Source organism: Pseudomonas sp. ADAK21, assembly GCF_012935735.1.
Classification (GTDB): Bacteria; Pseudomonadota; Gammaproteobacteria; order Pseudomonadales; family Pseudomonadaceae; genus Aquipseudomonas; species Aquipseudomonas proteolytica.
This window is the reverse complement of sequence record NZ_CP052857.1, coordinates 277,129-292,629: the sequence shown is the minus strand read 5'-3', so window position 1 is coordinate 292,629 and position 15,501 is coordinate 277,129. Positions and strand designations below refer to the sequence as shown.

The window sequence follows — 15,501 nt, the reverse complement described above, 5'->3', positions numbered from 1 at the left end:
ACCTGCGCCTACGCGAAGAGGCGCCAGCGTGCCAGCGATGGTGTCCGATAAAACGCCGTAGGGTGTCAGGCAACCAGCGTCATCGTTAACGAACATCGCGGGCAAGCCCGCTCCTACAGGTCAACGATCAGGGGGTGTTACGGCTATGCCGATAATCACTCACCGCCTCATACACCGCCTTGCGCAGCCGATTGATCCCACCAATCGGCCGGTGTTCCTCCACGCCAAACCATGGGTTGAACGACTGGTTGTCACAGGCCAGGTTCAGGGCCGGAGTATCAAAGTCCTGCGCCGGGATGCGGATTTTTGCCACGCTCTCGTAGGGCGCGTCGCTTTCTTTCCATTCAATGCTGGTGTCTTCGATGGGCATATATTTCTGCGGGTTCTGGCGCTGGATCTGCAGCACAAAACACGCGTCGATGCGGTCCGTGGACAGTTGCTGGCTCAAGGCGCTGCGCAGGAAGTTCGGCAAGTCCTGGTTTTGCTTGGGCAGGCTGTACTCCGGGCAGCTTTGCGGGTCTGGGGCGACGCGGAATTTGGCATTTGCGCTGCCGAACTTGTAGGGCGATACCGAAAAGTACGTCGCCTCGGTCGGGCTGGCCGGTGCGGGTGCAAGTGTGGCCAGGGCGATAAACAGATGCCGCACCTGCCAACTGCGCGGGTCGAGGCTTGGGAAAAAGGCCATGGCTTTTTTGCCATCGGCCTGGGCCCCGACGTTCTGCGCGTATTCGGCCACGTCGCTGACGAAGAAATTCGGGTGGCTGAACATGACAAAGTCCTGCTCGGTGCGCGCCTGCTGATCGGCCAGCAATTGCTTGCCCGGCACGTCCAGCAACTTGATCGCCATGCCGCGAGCATCGCGGATGCTGTCGAACTGTGGATAAGCGTTGCCGTTGGACAGGCGCATCATCGCCTGCCAGGTCTTGCCCGGTTCGGTGAACACGCCCTGGCGCAGCGCCGGCTCAAGGTCCGGCAGCACGCGGACTTCGGCCTTCACGCAGCCGTGGGCCTTGGCATGGGCATCGCGCAGGTAACGGGTGCCTTCGCGATGCTGGTCGACGATGCGCACCGCCGTCTGGATGATGCCTTGGGTCATGGCCGCTTCGCCCGGCGGTATCTGCTCCTCGGTAGGCACCGGGCCGCTGTGGTGCCAGGCAAACCACAGGGTCGACAGCAACCAGCCGAGCAGGCCCAGGCCTACCAGCCATAACAGCGTCTTGCCGAGAAACGCGCCGAGGCGCAGCCACAGTCGAGCGAGCATGGAACGGTCCTTGTATCGAAATGGGGAAGTCATGGCAGTTGCTGCTCCAGCGGGCCGCCCAGTACTTTCAGGTATTCCAGCAACGCCCAGCGTTCCTCAGGCTCCAGGCCCCGGCCAATCACCCCGTTGCCACGCTTGCCCGCGCGGAACTCGTGGCCGCTGTTACGGTTGCCGGTGATGCTCGTATCGAACAGGAACGCGTTTTTAAAAGCCTCGGTGCGATAGCCCAGGTGACGTGGGTTGTAGTCGAAGGTGCCTTTATAGAAGGTGCGGCTGCGCTCGTACTGGGGTGATAGCAATTGGTAGAGCGTCGGCACCGAGCCGTTGTGCAGGAACGGCGGCGTGGCCCACACACCGGCCAGCGGGCGGGCCTTGTAGGCGCGCAGCTCGCGCACGCCGATGGGCAGGCCGAAACCGTCCAGGCGGGGGCGTTCGGCCGGGGTGATACCGGCGGCGCGGTAAGCATGTTCTTCGACAAATGCAGTGACATAGGCCAGGCCTTTGGCCACGGACAGGCTACGCAGGTCCAGCGGTTCGGTCGGCGCGGGGTGCAGTTCGACGTTTAATTGCGCCAACTCGGCCGGGTCCCATTGCAGGGCGCTGAGGTCGTAGCGTTGGTCGGCAATGTTGCTGGCGGTGCCTGGGTCGGTGCCGATGTAGTCCACCGCTAGCATCTTCAACTGCTGTACCGGGCGCCCGTTGACTTCACTCACGCTGGGCACATGGCAGGCCGCGCAGTTTTCCGTGAACAATGCGCGGCCACGGGCGGCCAGGGGTTTGTCGATAGCGCCGAACAGCGCTTCAGGCCAGGTCGGGGGCTTTAGCCGTTGCAGGGTTTCTTCGATCAGGTTCAGGTCACGCACGCGTACGCTGGAAGGGTAGCGCGCATCGCCCTGCAGAGGCTGGCCGGCACTGTCGAAGAACGCCAGGGTCGCGCCTACGCCCAGTGCCTCGCCGATATTGCGCGCCATGGGTTGTTGGGCCGAGCCGTTCCATTGCACCCAGTCGAAGGTCCACATGTCCCACAACTGTGGGTAGTCCACCGGCGCGTTGGCGATACGGTAGTTTTCCGGCGAAATGGCATCGCCGAAGCTGGCGTTGGCGATGCGGCCGAACGCATCGGTGCGCCCCGGGCCTTCTTCGGTGGGGTAGAGGCCACGGTGGGTATCGTTCCAGGCCACCTTGAGGAAGTTGTCCAGGGACTTCTTGAAGTCCTGGCGCAGTTGATCGTATTGGGCGTCGTATTGATCGCCCAGTACGCGGTGGGCGAAGCGCCTGAACTTCAACGGGTTGTAATAAGTGGACGCGAGGCTGGCCACCAGGGCCTGGCCAAAGCTGCCACCGCGCAGGGTCGGGACACTGGAGGGCAGCACGTGTTGCGCCGAGCCGCCGTCGATGCGCAGGGCCTGGCCATTGAAGCGCAACTCGCCGGTGTGGCAGGCGGCGCAGGTTATATCGAGAAACTCATCGTTGCTGCCGGCATTCTTGTGCCGGGCGAAACCTACGGGCAGGTTGCCGGGGTTCTGGGGTGTGGCCTGTTGCCGCGGGTCTACCAGGAAACCAAAGCGCGCCAGGTTGGCCGGCTCGGCAAATCGCTGCTCGGAAAACGGCAGCTCCAGCGCAGAGAACCAGTTGTAGCGCAGGCCCTTGACCTGGGTGCCCTGGGGGGTGAAGTAGTAGACCTGGCGGTCGGCGGCGCTCCATTGGTCCTGGTAGTGCACCTGCTGTACCGGCACGTAATCCGGTAGCTTCGGGTTGGCCACGTAATAGAGTACGACGGCCAGCCCCAGTCCCAGAAGTGACAGGATCAGGCGTAAAGCACGGGAAAAAATGCGCAAGATAACTATCCTTGTCGAGTGGTTGTGTCCTTATGCCACTGAGCGCGGTAGGCGGCAAGTAGCCATGATCCGTCTACGCAGGCGGTTTTCGGTACATCGGCTGTCCTTCGCCGGGCTTTTTGGCAGATGAAAATGCTTTTAAACACGTGAACTTATCAGAAGTTTCCTGCTCACATGCCGGTAGCCATTGGTCGTGGCCGCCTGATAAGCTCGCGACTTTATTCGAATGCCCTTTTGGCGCATGAACAAGGAAATAGCATGAAACAGCATCGGTTGGCGGCGGCGGTGGCCCTGGTTAGCCTGGTACTTGCGGGTTGTGATTCGCAAACCAGCGTAGAGCTGAAAACCCCGGCGCAGAAAGCTTCCTACGGTATCGGCCTGAACATGGGCAAAAGCCTGGCTCAGGAAGGTATGGATGACCTGGACTCCAAGGCCGTTGCCCAAGGCATCGAAGATGCCGTCGGCAAGAAAGAACAGAAGCTGAAGGACGAAGAACTGGTAGAAGCGTTTTCCGCACTGCAAAAGCGTGCTGAAGAACGCATGACCAAGATGAGCGAAGAATCGGCAGCCGCCGGCAAGAAATACCTCGAAGACAACGCCAAGAAAGACGGCGTCGTCACCACCGCTTCCGGTCTGCAATACAAGATCGTGAAGAAGGCCGAAGGCGCGCAACCCAAGCCTACCGACGTAGTGACTGTGCACTACACCGGCAAGCTGACCAACGGCACCACCTTTGACAGCTCCGTGGATCGCGGTAGCCCGATTGACCTGCCGGTCAGCGGCGTGATCCCGGGTTGGGTCGAAGGCCTGCAACTGATGCACGTAGGCGAGAAGGTCGAGTTGTACATCCCGTCCGACCTGGCCTACGGCGCCCAGAGCCCGAGCCCGGCGATTCCAGCCAACTCCGTACTGGTCTTTGACCTGGAGCTGCTGGCAATCAAGGACCCGGCCAAGGCTGACGCTCCTGAAGCACCTGCTGCCAAGTAAGCAGCAGTTGAACACCCAACGCCCCGTTTATACGGGGCGTTGTTGTTTCTGCGGGTTCTATTTATCTGTGGTGAGCGGGCTGATTGTGGCAAGCCTGCTCTCCACAGGGTGAATTCGCTGAAAACCGGATCCCTTGCAATCCGAACGAACACCTGCGATTTAGAGCAGTCTGATGCTATACCTCGGCACGGGTAGCCGCAGATGCACCCCAAGTCAATGAAATCTTGGGATTTTTTTATGTGCGCAAAAAACGCCCGATCTGACTGTAGGCCTTGTATTACGTGGCTTTCAGCCGCGAAAATGGGCTCTGTTCACAAGGTTATCCACAAGTTGTGTGGATAACCTTTTCTCTCGCCTGGAACTGGAGTGACGATGAAAGCACCCTGGAATTTCACCCGTTTCCTACCGTTGGCCGCACGCCTGATTGGGCGTGGACGCCTGCCGACCCTGTTGTTCGCGGTCGCTGCCAAAGGTTCAAGCCAGGGCAGCCGCCTGGGCAAGCTCAAGGACGACCTGAAGCTGCTCCAGGCGTTGTGCCTGGCCTACTGGCGCGGCGAGTACCGGGCCATCAGCCCCAAGGCGCTGATATCGGTAGTGGCGGGCTTGATGTATTTCCTCAGCCCGATTGATGCGATCCCGGATTTCCTGCCGATGTTCGGCATGCTCGATGACATCGCGGTTCTGGCCTGGGTCATGAAGTCCCTGGACGGTGAACTGAGTGCTTTCCGCGCCTGGCGTGAACGCCAGCGCCCGGAGAAGTTGGTGGTGGTTGAGCGCTTGCCCGCCACGCCACAGCTTCTGGAGCAGGAAAACCCGAAAAAAAACTGAAGACGCGGATTATCCCCCTGCGCTCTTTGTGGCTGTTAGGATTACACTCCTAAGGAAAGTACTTACTTCGTAAGTGTTGTGATCCTACGGGGCAGTCATGGATATACAAATCATTTCACGGGATGGCGAACCCGAATACGCGGTTCTGCCATGGGCTCAGTACCAGGCGCTGTTGACAGCCGCCGGCCTGCAGCAACCAGCCACGCCTTCTGCACAGATCCCACCCATCGCTACCGAGCAGGATCTACGCCCCCTGGAGCAATTACGCAGCCTGCGCGAAGCCAAGGGGCTGGCGATCGAGACATTGGCCCGTACTGTGGGTATCAGCCCGTCCTACCTGGGTTTGATTGAAAGTGGTGAGCGCCAGCCGGATGCCGCGATCCGTCGCAGCCTGGCCTGGGAGTTGGGGATTGCGGGTTGGAGGGATGCAGTGTGAGTGTGCGCATCAGCCGTCAGCATTGGGATGGATTGCTCAACGAACTTGATCAGGCCCGTCGCCAACGCCATCTTTTGACCTATCGCGCATTGCTTGAGCGCCTGCAGTTTCCGACGCCTGCGATGCAAACCCTGACCGCTGCACTTGAGCACCTGGCCGCCCTGGATGCCAAGGCCGAGCAACCCCTGCGCAGTTCCCTGGTGATCAGCCAGGGCGCGAGTCGCTTGCCGCGCACCGGTTTTTTTGAATGTGTCGAACGCCTTGGACGTTTCTGCGGGCCATCCGATGGCGTCGCTGCGGCGTCGTGGCACGCCTCGGAAGTGGTCCGTGTGTTCGAGTACGAATATCCTGAATCAGCGGAGGCTTGAGTGTTCTGGAAGCTCAAAGCGTATGCCAGCTACTGGTTGGCGCGCAGGTTGTTTCATTGGTCATGGTTCGTGCGTCAGCCCCGTGGCTGGCACTGGCTGGAGGGGCAGTTTGCACGCATGGCCAACCTGGGTAATGTCGAGGCCCAAAGTTTCTATGGGCACATCCTGACCTTTCGCGGCCAGGGTCTTGGCGCACGGGAGGAGGGCGTGCGCTTGCTGCGCTTGGCCGGCCAGGCTGGAGATGGCAAGGCTGCCTATCAAGTCGGCGTGCTGAGCCTGGCTGGCAGCCTGGGCAAGGCCCCCGACCCGGTCGAAGCCGCGCGCTGGTGGACCCTCGCCGCCAAGGCCGGGCATCCGCTGGCGCAGATGCGCCTGGAGCAACTGTAAGCGCCGGCACGCCGCCTCCTACAGGAGTTCGCGGCTGTCGATTACGTGGATGCTGTAGCCGGCCACGTTCTTGGCGTGATGCTTGGCCTGTGAGGCCAGTTCCGCCAACTGGCTGGCATCCAAGTGTCCGCAACTCAGCGGATGCAGATGCACCACGCCGATAGACAGCGACAGCAAGGCAAACTCCTGTCGCGCCCCTTGGCGATTGAGGGCGATAAAACATCCCGCCTCCAAATGCTCACTGCGGTAGAAACGCCGGCACAGGGTCTGGAAATCATCCACCAACTGGTTAAGACGCTTGCGCCAATCCTGGGCGCCCAGCACCAGTAAAAAATCATCGCCGCCAATATGCCCGACAAAATCGCGGCTGGGGTCCACCCGGTCGTTCAGGCATTGCGCCAGGCACAACAACACTTCATCGCCACGGCCATAGCCGTAGATATCGTTGAACGGCTTGAAGCTGTCGATATCCACATAGCAAATCACCGATTCGCGCTGCTGCTGCAACAGCCGCGTCAGGCACTGCTGGATCGGCACATTGCCCGGTAGCAGGGTCAGTGGGTTGGCGTAGCGCGCCTGCTGGATTTTCAGTTCGGTAATCAGCTTGAGCACGTCGATCACCCGGCCCAATCCCAGGTAGTTGCCGTTCTGGGTGATGATGAAGTCTTCTTCGATGCGCTGCCGCGCGCGGCTGGTCAGCAGGCGGCTGACCTGTTGCAACGACTGGCTCAGCTCCACGGCCAGGAAGTCGTCGCTCATCAAGCGGCTGATGGGCTTGCGCGCAAACAGATCAGTGGCAAATGGCTTGAGCAGGGCGTCGGACAACGAATGCCGATGCACGATGCCGATGGGCTGGCCGCGCCCATCGAGGACCGCCAGGGAGTTGAGGTTGGCCTGGCTGCGGAACGCTTCCAGCACTTTTGCTGTGGCGATGTCCTGGGCCACGGCCGGTTGTTCGTTGAGCAGGGCGCTGAGGTCACTGGCGTCCTCGTTGAGCGAGACGCTGGTGCTGTCGGGCCTGGCCAGCATCAACCGGGCTTCGGTCGGCGGGTGCTCCTGGGGACGGCACAGCAGGTAGCCCTGGATCAGATCCACGCCCATCTCCGTGAGCACCGCCAATTCTTCTGGCAATTCGATGCCTTCAGCAATTACCTGCGCACGGGAAGCCCTGGCGATCTGCAGGATGGAGCCGACAAACTCGCGTTTGAGCGCATCCTGGTGAATGCCGTCGATAAAATGCCGGTCGATCTTCACGTAGTCCGGGCGCAACTCGGACCACAAACGCAAGCTGGAGTAACCGGCGCCCAAGTCATCCAGGGCAATTGAAAAGCCCATGTCGCGATAGTGGTGCAGGGCGGTCTGCAGCAGCTGGAAATCGTCGGTCGGCGCTTGCTCCGTGAGTTCGATCACGATCTGGCTGGGTGCGATCCCGTACTCGCGCAGCATCTGCAAGGTGCGCCCCGGTTGATGGGTGGTTTCCAGCAGCGACTCGGGTGAGACGTTGAGAAACAGCTTGCCCGGCAGCTTCTGCTCGCTGAAGCGCTTGCAGGCGCTTTGCCTGCAGGCCATCTCCAGCTCATTCAGGCGTCCGGCCTGGCGCGCCACGCTAAACAGCGCGAGGGGCGAGTGCAGCGGGCTGTTGGAGGGGCCGCGGCTCAGGGCTTCGTAGCCGAGGATGCGGCGTTCGCAGAGACTGATGATGGGTTGGAACAGACTGTGCAAACTGCCCTGAGCCAGGATGGAGCCCAGGGCATTCAGCTGTTCGGTCATGGTCATGATGATCTCGGTCGAAAAAAAAGGACCGGGTGCCTGGGGCGCCCGGTCCTTCATTTCACGACAGAATGATGTCTGTTTGATGACGCTCAGTGGAGCGGCAACATTAAATTGCCATCATTTACTGCTTGGCCACCGTCTTACTGATTTTCAGGTAGTCCAGCAGAATCCGCCCGGTTTCGCTCAGGTAGGCATCATCTTCCGGCTTGGTCTTTTCAGGTTCAGTCGGCAGCGCGTCTTCGTCTTCTTTCTTCAGCTCCTTGAGCGGGGCTTCACCCTTGGCCTTGCGGCGGATGTTTTCCAGGGCAAGTTGCTGGTTCTCGATATCGGTGTGCTGCGCGCGGCGGTCCACTTCATTGAGGCTGACGGTCTTCTCGGCCATCAGCTTCTTGGCCAGGGCCAGCTTGTCGCGGATAAACACGAACTCGGCATCCTTGGCGGAGCGCAGGTCATGTTCGGCCTTGAGCTGGGCCAGGTATGGCTTGAACGGGTCCGATGCGGGCTTGATGGCTGGGCGGATGGTGTCCCATGGCATGGCTTCGGGCAGGGCGCTTTCGCCGATTTCCTTGGTGTCGATGAGCGACGGGAAATCGATGTCCGGCAGTACGCCCTGGTGCTGGGTGCTCTGCCCGGAAACCCGGTAGAACTTGGCCAGGGTCAGCTTCAGCTCGCCATGGTTGAGCGGCTGGATGGTCTGCACCGTACCTTTGCCGAAGGTCTGGCCACCGATGATCATTGCGCGGTGGTAGTCCTGCATCGCACCGGCGAAAATCTCCGAGGCCGAAGCCGAGAGGCGGTTGACCAGCAACGCCATCGGGCCTTTGTAGAAGGCGCCGGGGTTTTCGTCTTCCAGCACATCCACACGGCCGTCAGCGTTGCGCACCAACACGGTAGGGCCCTTGTCGATAAACAGGCTGGTCAGCTCGGTGGCTTCCTGCAACGAGCCGCCACCGTTGTTGCGCAGGTCGATGACCACACCGTCGACCTTCTCTTTGGTCAGCTCGGTGAGGATTTTCTTCACGTCGCGGGTGGTGCTCTTGTAGTCCGGATCACCGGCACGGAAGGCCTTGAAGTCCAGGTAGAACGCCGGAATCTCAATCACGCCCAGCTTGTAGTCCTTGCCATCCTGCTTGAGGTTGAGGACTTTCTTCTGCACGGCCTGGTCTTCGAGCTTCACCGCTTCGCGGGTGATCGACACCACTTTGCTGGTCTGGTCATTCGGCGCATTGGTGTGCGGAATCACTTCCAGGCGCACCACGCTGCCTTTGGGCCCACGGATCAGCTTGACCACTTCGTCCAGGCGCCAGCCGACCACGTCGACCATCTCTTTGTCGGCCTGGGCCACGCCAATGATCTTGTCGGCCGGGGCGACCTGCTTGGTCTTGTCCGCAGGGCCGGCGGGCACCAGGCGCACGATCTTGACCTGATCGTTGTCGCTTTGCAGCACGGCACCGATGCCTTCGAGGGACAGACTCATGTTGATATCAAAATTTTCCGCGTTATCTGGCGACAGATAATTGGTGTGCGGATCGTAGGACATCGCGAAGGTGTTGATATAGGCCTGGAAGATATCTTCGGCGCGGGTCTGCTCAAGGCGGCTCAATTGGTTCTTGTAGCGCTTGGTCAGCAGTTCCTGGATCGCCTTGGGCTCTTTGCCGGCGATCTTCAGGCGCAGGACTTCGTCCTTGACGCGTTTGCGCCACAGGTCATCCAGGGCGGCGGTGCTGGTCAGCCACGGGGCCTCCTTGCGATCCACCAGCAGGGTTTCCTTCTGGGTGAAGTCGAGCTTGTCGACGCCTTTGTTCAGCTCACCCAGGGCGAAGTCCAGACGCGCTTTGACACGGTCTAGGTAACGCTTGTAGATGGTGAAGCCAGGCTGCAGGTCGCCGCTCTTGAGGAAGTCGTCGAACTGGGTCTTCCACTTGTCGAACTCGGCAACATCACTGGCCAGGAAATAGCTGCGCGAGGGATCAAGCAGCTTGAGGTAGCTGTCATAGATGATCACCGAGCGCGCGTCGTCCAACGGCGGCTTGCTGTAATGGTGGCGCTTGAGCAACTCGACGACGTTAAGGCTGGCAATCACCTCATCGCGATCAGGCTGAAGTTTGTCCCAGCTGTTGGCTGCGAACGTATTGGTCGACAGCGGCAACAGGCCGAGACCAATGAAAAGAGCGAGGGCGGTGCTGGGGAACAAATGCTTCATGCTGATTCGACGCGGGGGCAATTGATAACGCATATTAGGCCGTCTTTGAAGTCGCCGGTTCCATTTGGGCCGGTCGCATAATGCAAAAAGCCCGGCGCTACAGCAACGGGCTCAGTCCAGACTCACTATGGAGGCACTGTGAAAGCATTGCAAGGCGTTGAAGGTCATGTGGAGTGGGTTGAGACCCCAAGTCCTACGTGCGATGTAGGGCAAGTTCGCATTCGGGTGGCAGCAGCCGGCTTGAATCGGGCGGATTTATTACAGCGTGCGGGGCTCTATCCGCCACCCCCAGGTGCCAGCGAGGTGCTGGGCCTGGAGTGCTCCGGGGTTATCAGTGAGGTGGGGGCCGGGTCTTCCTGGCAAGTAGGGGATCGGGTCTGTGCGCTGCTGGCCGGCGGTGGCATGGCGCAGGAAGTGGTGGTAGACGCGCGCCACGTACTGCCGGTGCCCGAGGGCCTGTCCCTGGCTGAAGCGGCCGCTCTGCCTGAGGTGTACAGCACTGCCTGGCTGAATCTGTTCCAACTGGCGGCCCTCAAGCCGGGTGAAAAAGTGCTGTTGCACGCGGGCGCCAGTGGCGTCGGTTCGGCGGCGATCCAACTGTGCAAGGCGTTTGGCAGCCCGTGCTGGGTCAGCGTCGGCTCGGCGGATCGCCTGGCCTACTGCGAAGAGCTCGGCGCCCAGGGCGGTGTGGTACGTACTGATGGCATCGAGAGCCTGGGGGATTTTGGCCCGTTCGACGTGATTCTCGACCCGGTGGGCGGCAATTATGCAGCCATCAACCTCAAGCTCCTGGCCCGCGACGGTCGTTGGGTATTGATCGGCTTGATGGGCGGGCGCGAGGCCCAGTTGGACCTGGCGCAGGTGCTGGCCAAGCGCGTGCAGTTGCTGGGCTCGACCTTGCGCAGCCGCGATGATCAGTTCAAGGCTGATCTGCTGAGCGACCTGGGCCAGCAGGTGTGGCCGTTGTTTGGCGAAGGGCGCCTGAGCCCGCAGTTGGCCAAGACCTTTGCGATCACGGATGCCGAGGCGGCGTTTGCGGAGCTGGCGACCAACCAGATTTCCGGGAAGTTGGTGCTGGTGATCGACGAAAGCCTGGCTTAAATGCCAATCCCGAATTGAAACCGGGTCAAAAGTGTGGGAGCGATCCGACAAGCCCGCTCCCACATTTTGATTGGGTTTCAAGTCAGGAAACGCGCTGTCAGGTCCACTGGTGAATCGGCCAGCCCGCCTGTTCAGCGTGGGCCCGTAGCACAGGATCCGGGTTCACCACCTGTGGGTAATCGACCTTGCTCAACAGCGGCAAGTCATTGCGCGAATCCGAATAGAAATACGCTCCTTCCAGGCTTTCACCTTCCTGCTCCAGCCATTGCATCAAGCGGGTGATCTTGCCTTCCCGGTAGGTCAGTACACCGACGGTCTTGCCGCTGTACACCCCATGGGCCACGTCCAGTTCAATCCCCAGCACCTCATCGATGCCAATACGCGCCGCTATCGGCGTGACCAAGTGCGTGCCCGAGGCCGAGATCACCAGGATCCGGTCACCGTTCTGGCGGTGGCGGGCGATGGTCTTGGTGGCGTCGCTGTAGATCAGCGGCTCGATAATATCTTCCACCCATGGCTCTACCAGATGTGCGACTTCTTCCGGGGTGCGCCCGATCATTGGTTCCAGGCTGAAGTCCATGAACTCTTCCATGGCCAACTCGCCGCGGCTGTAGGCGGACATCAGTTCATGGTTCTTGCGCATGAACGATTCACGGTCCACCCAGCCCAGGCGGCCCATCTGTTCGCTCCACAAGGTGGCGCAATCGCCGTGGATCAGGGTGTCGTCCAGATCAAAAATTACCAAAGCCATCAGTCATGCTTCCTCAATAAACGCTGCATCCTCAGGCTACCTCACACAGCGCAGCGGGATCGATAGAAAGTGCCAGGCGCTGGCCATCCGCATGCAGATCCTGGGCCGAGCGATTGAGTACGTCCACCACCAATTCCACGCCCCGGGCCTCGACACGATAGCGAATCACATTGCCCAGCAGGCTATGGCTGCGCACCAGGGCATCCAGTTCGCCGCTGCGGTTGAGCTCGATGGATTCAGGGCGGATGGCGATGCGCCCGTTGACCGGGCGCTGCAACAGCTTGCTGGCCTGCTCGGCATCCAACAGGTTGTAGTTGCCGATAAAACCGGCGGCAAAGGCATCCACCGGAGCGGTGTAGAGGGTCTCGGCGTCGCCGCTCTGCACGATCTTGCCCTGGTTCATCAGGAAGATGCGGTCGGACATGACCAGGGCTTCTTCCTGGTCGTGGGTCACGAAGATGGTGGTCAGCCCCAGCTCGCGCTGGATCTGGCGGATCTGTTCGCGCAGGTGCTTGCGAATCCGTGCGTCCAGGGCCGACAGCGGCTCGTCAAGCAGCAGCAGGCGCGGCCGCGTGACCAGTGAGCGGGCAAGGGCGACGCGCTGGCACTGGCCGCCGGACATCTGGTGCGGGTAGCGCCCGGCCAGGTCCTTGAGCTCGACCAGTTGCAACACTTCCTGAACCCGCTTGTGGCTGTCATCGGCGTTGACTTTCTGCATGCGCAGGCCGAAGGCGACGTTCTGTTCCACGGTCATATTGGGGAACAGCGCGTAGCTCTGGAACACCATGCCGATATGGCGCTTCTGCGGGCTCAACGGAACAATGTCCTGACCGTCCAGCAGGATCTGCCCGCTGTTCACCGGCGTCAGGCCGGCGATGCAGCGCAGCAGCGTGGACTTGCCGCAACCGGACGGGCCGAGGAGGGTGACGAATTCGCCCTTGGCGATCTCGCAGTTGATATCACTGAACACCGGGGTGGCGGCGTAGCTTTTTTGCAGGTGCTGGACGCTGACGAAGCTCATTGGCTTTTGTCCTTGTTCAAGAGGTTGGCGGCCCAAGTGAGCAGCAGCACGAAAAGGAAATAGGAAATGACCACGGCGCTGGTGAAATGGCCGCTGCTGTTGCGCATGTTGTTGAGGTACACCTGCAAGGTCTCGTAGCGCGTGCCGACGAGGATATTGGCGAACACAAACTCACCGAACAGGAACGAGAACGACAGCAGCAACGCCACCATCAAACCCTTGCGCAGGTTGGGCAGCACCACCAGGATCGCGGCCTGCCAGGTGCTGGCGCCGAGCAGTTGGGCGGCGTCCATCAGGTCACGCAGGTTGATCGCTTGCAGGTTGTTGGTGATCGCGCGGTACATGAACGGCAGCGCCACGGTGAAGTAGCAGCCGATCAGGATCCACGGCGTACCGACCATGGCCAGCGGCCCCGAGCCATACAACTGCAACAGCCCCACCGACGACACCACTGGCGGCACGGCGAAGGGCAAAAGGATCAGGATGTTCATCAGCGCATCGAGCCTGGGGAAGTGGTAATGCACCACGAACAGCAGCGGCAGGATCAGCACCACCGACAGGATCAGCGCACCCACGCATACCAGCAGCGACTGGCCAAAGGCATGTAAAAAGCGCGGGTCGCTCCACAGCTGCACATACCACTTGAAGGTAAAGCCGGCGGGCAGGATGGTGGCCGACCAACTACTGGCGAGGGAGTACACCAGGGTGCCAATCAGCGGCAGCACCAGGATCGCAAACAGCAGGTACACCACCACGCGATGATAGAGGGCAGCGGGGCTGGCTTCAGCGCGAGACATGGTAGCTCCTCTTGAGCAGCAGTTGATGGACCACGGTGACCACGGTCATCAGCGCCACCAGGATCACGGCCAGGGCGCTGGCCATGTTCGGGTCCAGGGAAATGTCACCGGAAACCATCGCCGCGATACGGATCGGCAGCACGTTGAAGTTACCGGTGGTCAACGCGTACACCGTGGCGTAGGCGCCCAGGGCATTGGCCACCAGGATCACGAAAGTACCCAGCAGCGCCGGCGTCAGCACTGGCAGGCCGATATGCCGCCAGTACTGCCAGCCATTGGCACCCAGGAGCGCTGCGGACTCACGCCAGTCTTCGCGCAGGGCGTCGAAGGCCGGGTAGAGCAGCAGCACGCCCAAAGGGATCTGGAAGTAGGTGTACAGGATGATCAGGCCGGTCTTGGAGTACAGGTTGAAGTCCTGAATGATCCCGGCCTGCTTGAGCATGATGGTGATGCTGCCGTTGAACCCCAGCAGGATAATGAAGGCAAAGGCCAGGGGCACGCCGGAGAAGTTGCTGGTCATGTTGGCGAAGGCGGTGACGAAGTTGCGCAGCGGCGAATCCACCTTGCGCAACGAGTAGCTGCCCAGCAACGCGATGATGATGCCGAAGATGCTGGAGTAGAAACTGATCTCCAGGCTGTGCTTGATCGCCTGTAGGTAGAACTTGGAGTTGAAGATCTTGCTGAAGTTGGCCAGGCCCCAGCCGAACTCTTCCGATTGCAGGCTGTTGACCATTACCCAGAACAGCGGTGCGATCTGGAACACGATAAAAAACAGGGCGAAGGGTACCAGGCACAAGGCGGCCAGCCATTTGCCACGGATCACTGAACTCACTTCAACAGCTCCTGGCAGACAGGTTTTTCGTGGGCAACGCCAAGCAGGGCGCAGACGGTGCCGCAGATATCGGTTTGCTTGGGCTGGGCCTTGGGGTCGAGACTGAAGGCATCACCGAAGACAAACAGCGGGACTTCACGCTCCTCTGGCAACAGGCCGTTGTGGGAGCGGTCGTTGTTCATGCCGTGGTCGGCCGTTACCAGCACCTGGTAGCCGGCATCGAGCCAGCCTTGCAGGTAGTCGGCCAGGATAATGTCGGCCGTGCGGGCGCTGTTGCGGTATTGCGCGGTGTCGAGGCCGTGCTTGTGGCCGGCGTCGTCGATATTCATCGGGTGCACCAGCAAAAAGTTCGGCGCGTGCTTGAGGCGCAGGCTTTCGGCGTCGGCAAACAAGTGGGCGTCCGGGTAATGATCGCTCCAGTAGAAGTGGCCGTGCTGGATCGCCAGGGCTTCGTCGTCGGTGTGCCGGTCCCGTGCCGCGATGAACGGCGAGCGGTTGTAGAGTTCGCTGACCCAGTGGTAAGCCGCCGCTGCGGTAGTCAGGCCGGCGGCTCTGGCGTAGTGGAAAATACTGCGCTGGTTGGACAGGCGCGAGACGTGGTTCTGCACGATGCCGCTGTCGATCGGCGGTACGCCGGTGAGGATGCATTCGTACAGCGGGCGGGACAGGGCGGGCAATTCGCATTCCAGCTTGTACAGCGCCGCACGCCCGGCACCGACGTAGGCCTGGAGATGCCCCATGGCATGCCGGGCGACCTCGTAATTGAGGCCGTCGAGCACCACAAGGATGACGTTGTGCTTCATAGGGGCAGGGGCTCCGCGACAAATTGGGCTTGATTGCGTGGTTTTTCTGGAACCGGATCAACTGTGGGAGCTGGCTTGCCTGCGATAACGGTGCATCAGCCGATACAAGTGCTGA

General features: G+C 60.8%; 15 protein-coding genes. 6 read left to right on the top strand and 9 right to left on the bottom strand.

The features are described from left to right. Positions 1-127 precede the first annotated feature (127 nt). Both HKK57_RS01325 and HKK57_RS01320 read right to left on the bottom strand, forming a co-directional pair. Positions 128-1,261, bottom strand: a complete 1,134-nt coding sequence (locus tag HKK57_RS01325) for a catalase family protein (RefSeq protein WP_169389677.1) — start codon at positions 1,259-1,261, stop codon at positions 128-130. Positions 1,262-1,290: 29 nt separating this feature from the next. Further along, complete coding sequence (locus HKK57_RS01320; protein ID WP_169389676.1) at positions 1,291-3,099, bottom strand: di-heme-cytochrome C peroxidase; 1,809 nt, start codon at positions 3,097-3,099, stop codon at positions 1,291-1,293. Between the two features lie 258 nt (positions 3,100-3,357). Here HKK57_RS01320 and HKK57_RS01315 point away from each other — a divergent pair, with 258 nt between their 5' ends. The 5 genes from HKK57_RS01315 to HKK57_RS01295 all read left to right on the top strand — a co-directional run bounded on the left by HKK57_RS01315 (position 3,358) and on the right by HKK57_RS01295 (position 6,105). Then, a complete protein-coding gene (locus HKK57_RS01315; protein ID WP_029292800.1) occupies positions 3,358-4,086 on the top strand; it encodes an FKBP-type peptidyl-prolyl cis-trans isomerase in 729 nt (242 codons plus the stop codon). A gap of 372 nt (positions 4,087-4,458) precedes the next feature. Next, positions 4,459-4,914, top strand: a complete 456-nt coding sequence (locus HKK57_RS01310) for a YkvA family protein (RefSeq protein WP_029292802.1) — start codon at positions 4,459-4,461, stop codon at positions 4,912-4,914. A 97-nt stretch (positions 4,915-5,011) separates the two neighbouring features. Next, positions 5,012-5,350 carry a helix-turn-helix domain-containing protein gene (locus tag HKK57_RS01305; RefSeq protein WP_029292804.1) on the top strand — a complete coding sequence of 113 codons (339 nt, stop codon included), beginning with the start codon at positions 5,012-5,014 and terminating at the stop codon, positions 5,348-5,350. Next, on the top strand, positions 5,347-5,718 hold the full coding sequence (locus HKK57_RS01300; protein WP_029292807.1) for a hypothetical protein: 372 nt from the start codon (positions 5,347-5,349) through the stop codon (positions 5,716-5,718). Before HKK57_RS01305 ends, HKK57_RS01300 begins: the two co-directional genes overlap by 4 nt. Then, positions 5,719-6,105, top strand: a complete 387-nt coding sequence (locus HKK57_RS01295) for a tetratricopeptide repeat protein (RefSeq protein ID WP_029292809.1) — start codon at positions 5,719-5,721, stop codon at positions 6,103-6,105. It begins immediately after the preceding gene. A gap of 18 nt (positions 6,106-6,123) precedes the next feature. Here HKK57_RS01295 and HKK57_RS01290 read toward each other — a convergent pair whose 3' ends face one another. Together HKK57_RS01290 and HKK57_RS01285 are read right to left on the bottom strand one after the other, a co-directional pair. Next, positions 6,124-7,881, bottom strand: coding sequence for a bifunctional diguanylate cyclase/phosphodiesterase (locus HKK57_RS01290; protein WP_237150411.1), 1,758 nt, complete (start codon positions 7,879-7,881; stop codon positions 6,124-6,126). 118 nt (positions 7,882-7,999) lie between these two features. Then, positions 8,000-10,081: a carboxy terminal-processing peptidase gene (locus HKK57_RS01285; RefSeq protein ID WP_169852119.1), complete on the bottom strand. Its 2,082-nt coding sequence runs from the start codon at positions 10,079-10,081 to the stop codon at positions 8,000-8,002. Positions 10,082-10,219: 138 nt separating this feature from the next. Between HKK57_RS01285 and HKK57_RS01280 the strand changes: the two genes are divergently transcribed. Further along, the gene (locus tag HKK57_RS01280; RefSeq protein ID WP_070995364.1) at positions 10,220-11,182 is read left to right on the top strand and encodes a zinc-binding dehydrogenase; all 963 of its coding nucleotides are present in this window, start codon (positions 10,220-10,222) and stop codon (positions 11,180-11,182) included. Between the two features lie 97 nt (positions 11,183-11,279). Here the strand turns inward: HKK57_RS01280 and HKK57_RS01275 are convergent, their stop codons facing one another. The 5 genes from HKK57_RS01275 to HKK57_RS01255 are packed head-to-tail and all read right to left on the bottom strand — an operon-like array spanning position 11,280 to position 15,386. Next, positions 11,280-11,933 carry an HAD family hydrolase gene (locus HKK57_RS01275; RefSeq protein ID WP_029292818.1) on the bottom strand — a complete coding sequence of 218 codons (654 nt, stop codon included), beginning with the start codon at positions 11,931-11,933 and terminating at the stop codon, positions 11,280-11,282. Between the two features lie 31 nt (positions 11,934-11,964). Further along, the gene (locus HKK57_RS01270; RefSeq protein WP_029292821.1) at positions 11,965-12,954 is read right to left on the bottom strand and encodes an ABC transporter ATP-binding protein; all 990 of its coding nucleotides are present in this window, start codon (positions 12,952-12,954) and stop codon (positions 11,965-11,967) included. Next, the gene (locus HKK57_RS01265) at positions 12,951-13,751 is read right to left on the bottom strand and encodes an ABC transporter permease (protein WP_070995362.1); all 801 of its coding nucleotides are present in this window, start codon (positions 13,749-13,751) and stop codon (positions 12,951-12,953) included. The genes HKK57_RS01270 and HKK57_RS01265 overlap by 4 nt, the downstream gene beginning before the upstream one ends. Further along, positions 13,738-14,583, bottom strand: a complete 846-nt coding sequence (locus tag HKK57_RS01260; RefSeq protein WP_029292825.1) for an ABC transporter permease — start codon at positions 14,581-14,583, stop codon at positions 13,738-13,740. The genes HKK57_RS01265 and HKK57_RS01260 overlap by 14 nt, the downstream gene beginning before the upstream one ends. Next, positions 14,580-15,386, bottom strand: coding sequence for an alkaline phosphatase family protein (locus tag HKK57_RS01255; RefSeq protein ID WP_169389674.1), 807 nt, complete (start codon positions 15,384-15,386; stop codon positions 14,580-14,582). Before HKK57_RS01255 ends, HKK57_RS01260 begins: the two co-directional genes overlap by 4 nt. Positions 15,387-15,501: the final 115 nt, after the last annotated feature.

Coding starts and splice junctions, on each gene's coding strand:
- HKK57_RS01265 (WP_070995362.1), bottom strand. CDS start 13,751: ATGTCTCGCGCTGAAGCCAGCCCCGCTGCCCTCTATCATCGCGTGGTG.
- HKK57_RS01270 (WP_029292821.1), bottom strand. CDS start 12,954: ATGAGCTTCGTCAGCGTCCAGCACCTGCAAAAAAGCTACGCCGCCACC.
- HKK57_RS01290 (WP_237150411.1), bottom strand. CDS start 7,881: ATGACCATGACCGAACAGCTGAATGCCCTGGGCTCCATCCTGGCTCAG.
- HKK57_RS01285 (WP_169852119.1), bottom strand. CDS start 10,081: ATGAAGCATTTGTTCCCCAGCACCGCCCTCGCTCTTTTCATTGGTCTC.
- HKK57_RS01275 (WP_029292818.1), bottom strand. CDS start 11,933: ATGGCTTTGGTAATTTTTGATCTGGACGACACCCTGATCCACGGCGAT.
- HKK57_RS01255 (WP_169389674.1), bottom strand. CDS start 15,386: ATGAAGCACAACGTCATCCTTGTGGTGCTCGACGGCCTCAATTACGAG.
- HKK57_RS01325 (WP_169389677.1), bottom strand. CDS start 1,261: ATGCTCGCTCGACTGTGGCTGCGCCTCGGCGCGTTTCTCGGCAAGACG.
- HKK57_RS01310 (WP_029292802.1), top strand. CDS start 4,459: ATGAAAGCACCCTGGAATTTCACCCGTTTCCTACCGTTGGCCGCACGC.
- HKK57_RS01315 (WP_029292800.1), top strand. CDS start 3,358: ATGAAACAGCATCGGTTGGCGGCGGCGGTGGCCCTGGTTAGCCTGGTA.
- HKK57_RS01305 (WP_029292804.1), top strand. CDS start 5,012: ATGGATATACAAATCATTTCACGGGATGGCGAACCCGAATACGCGGTT.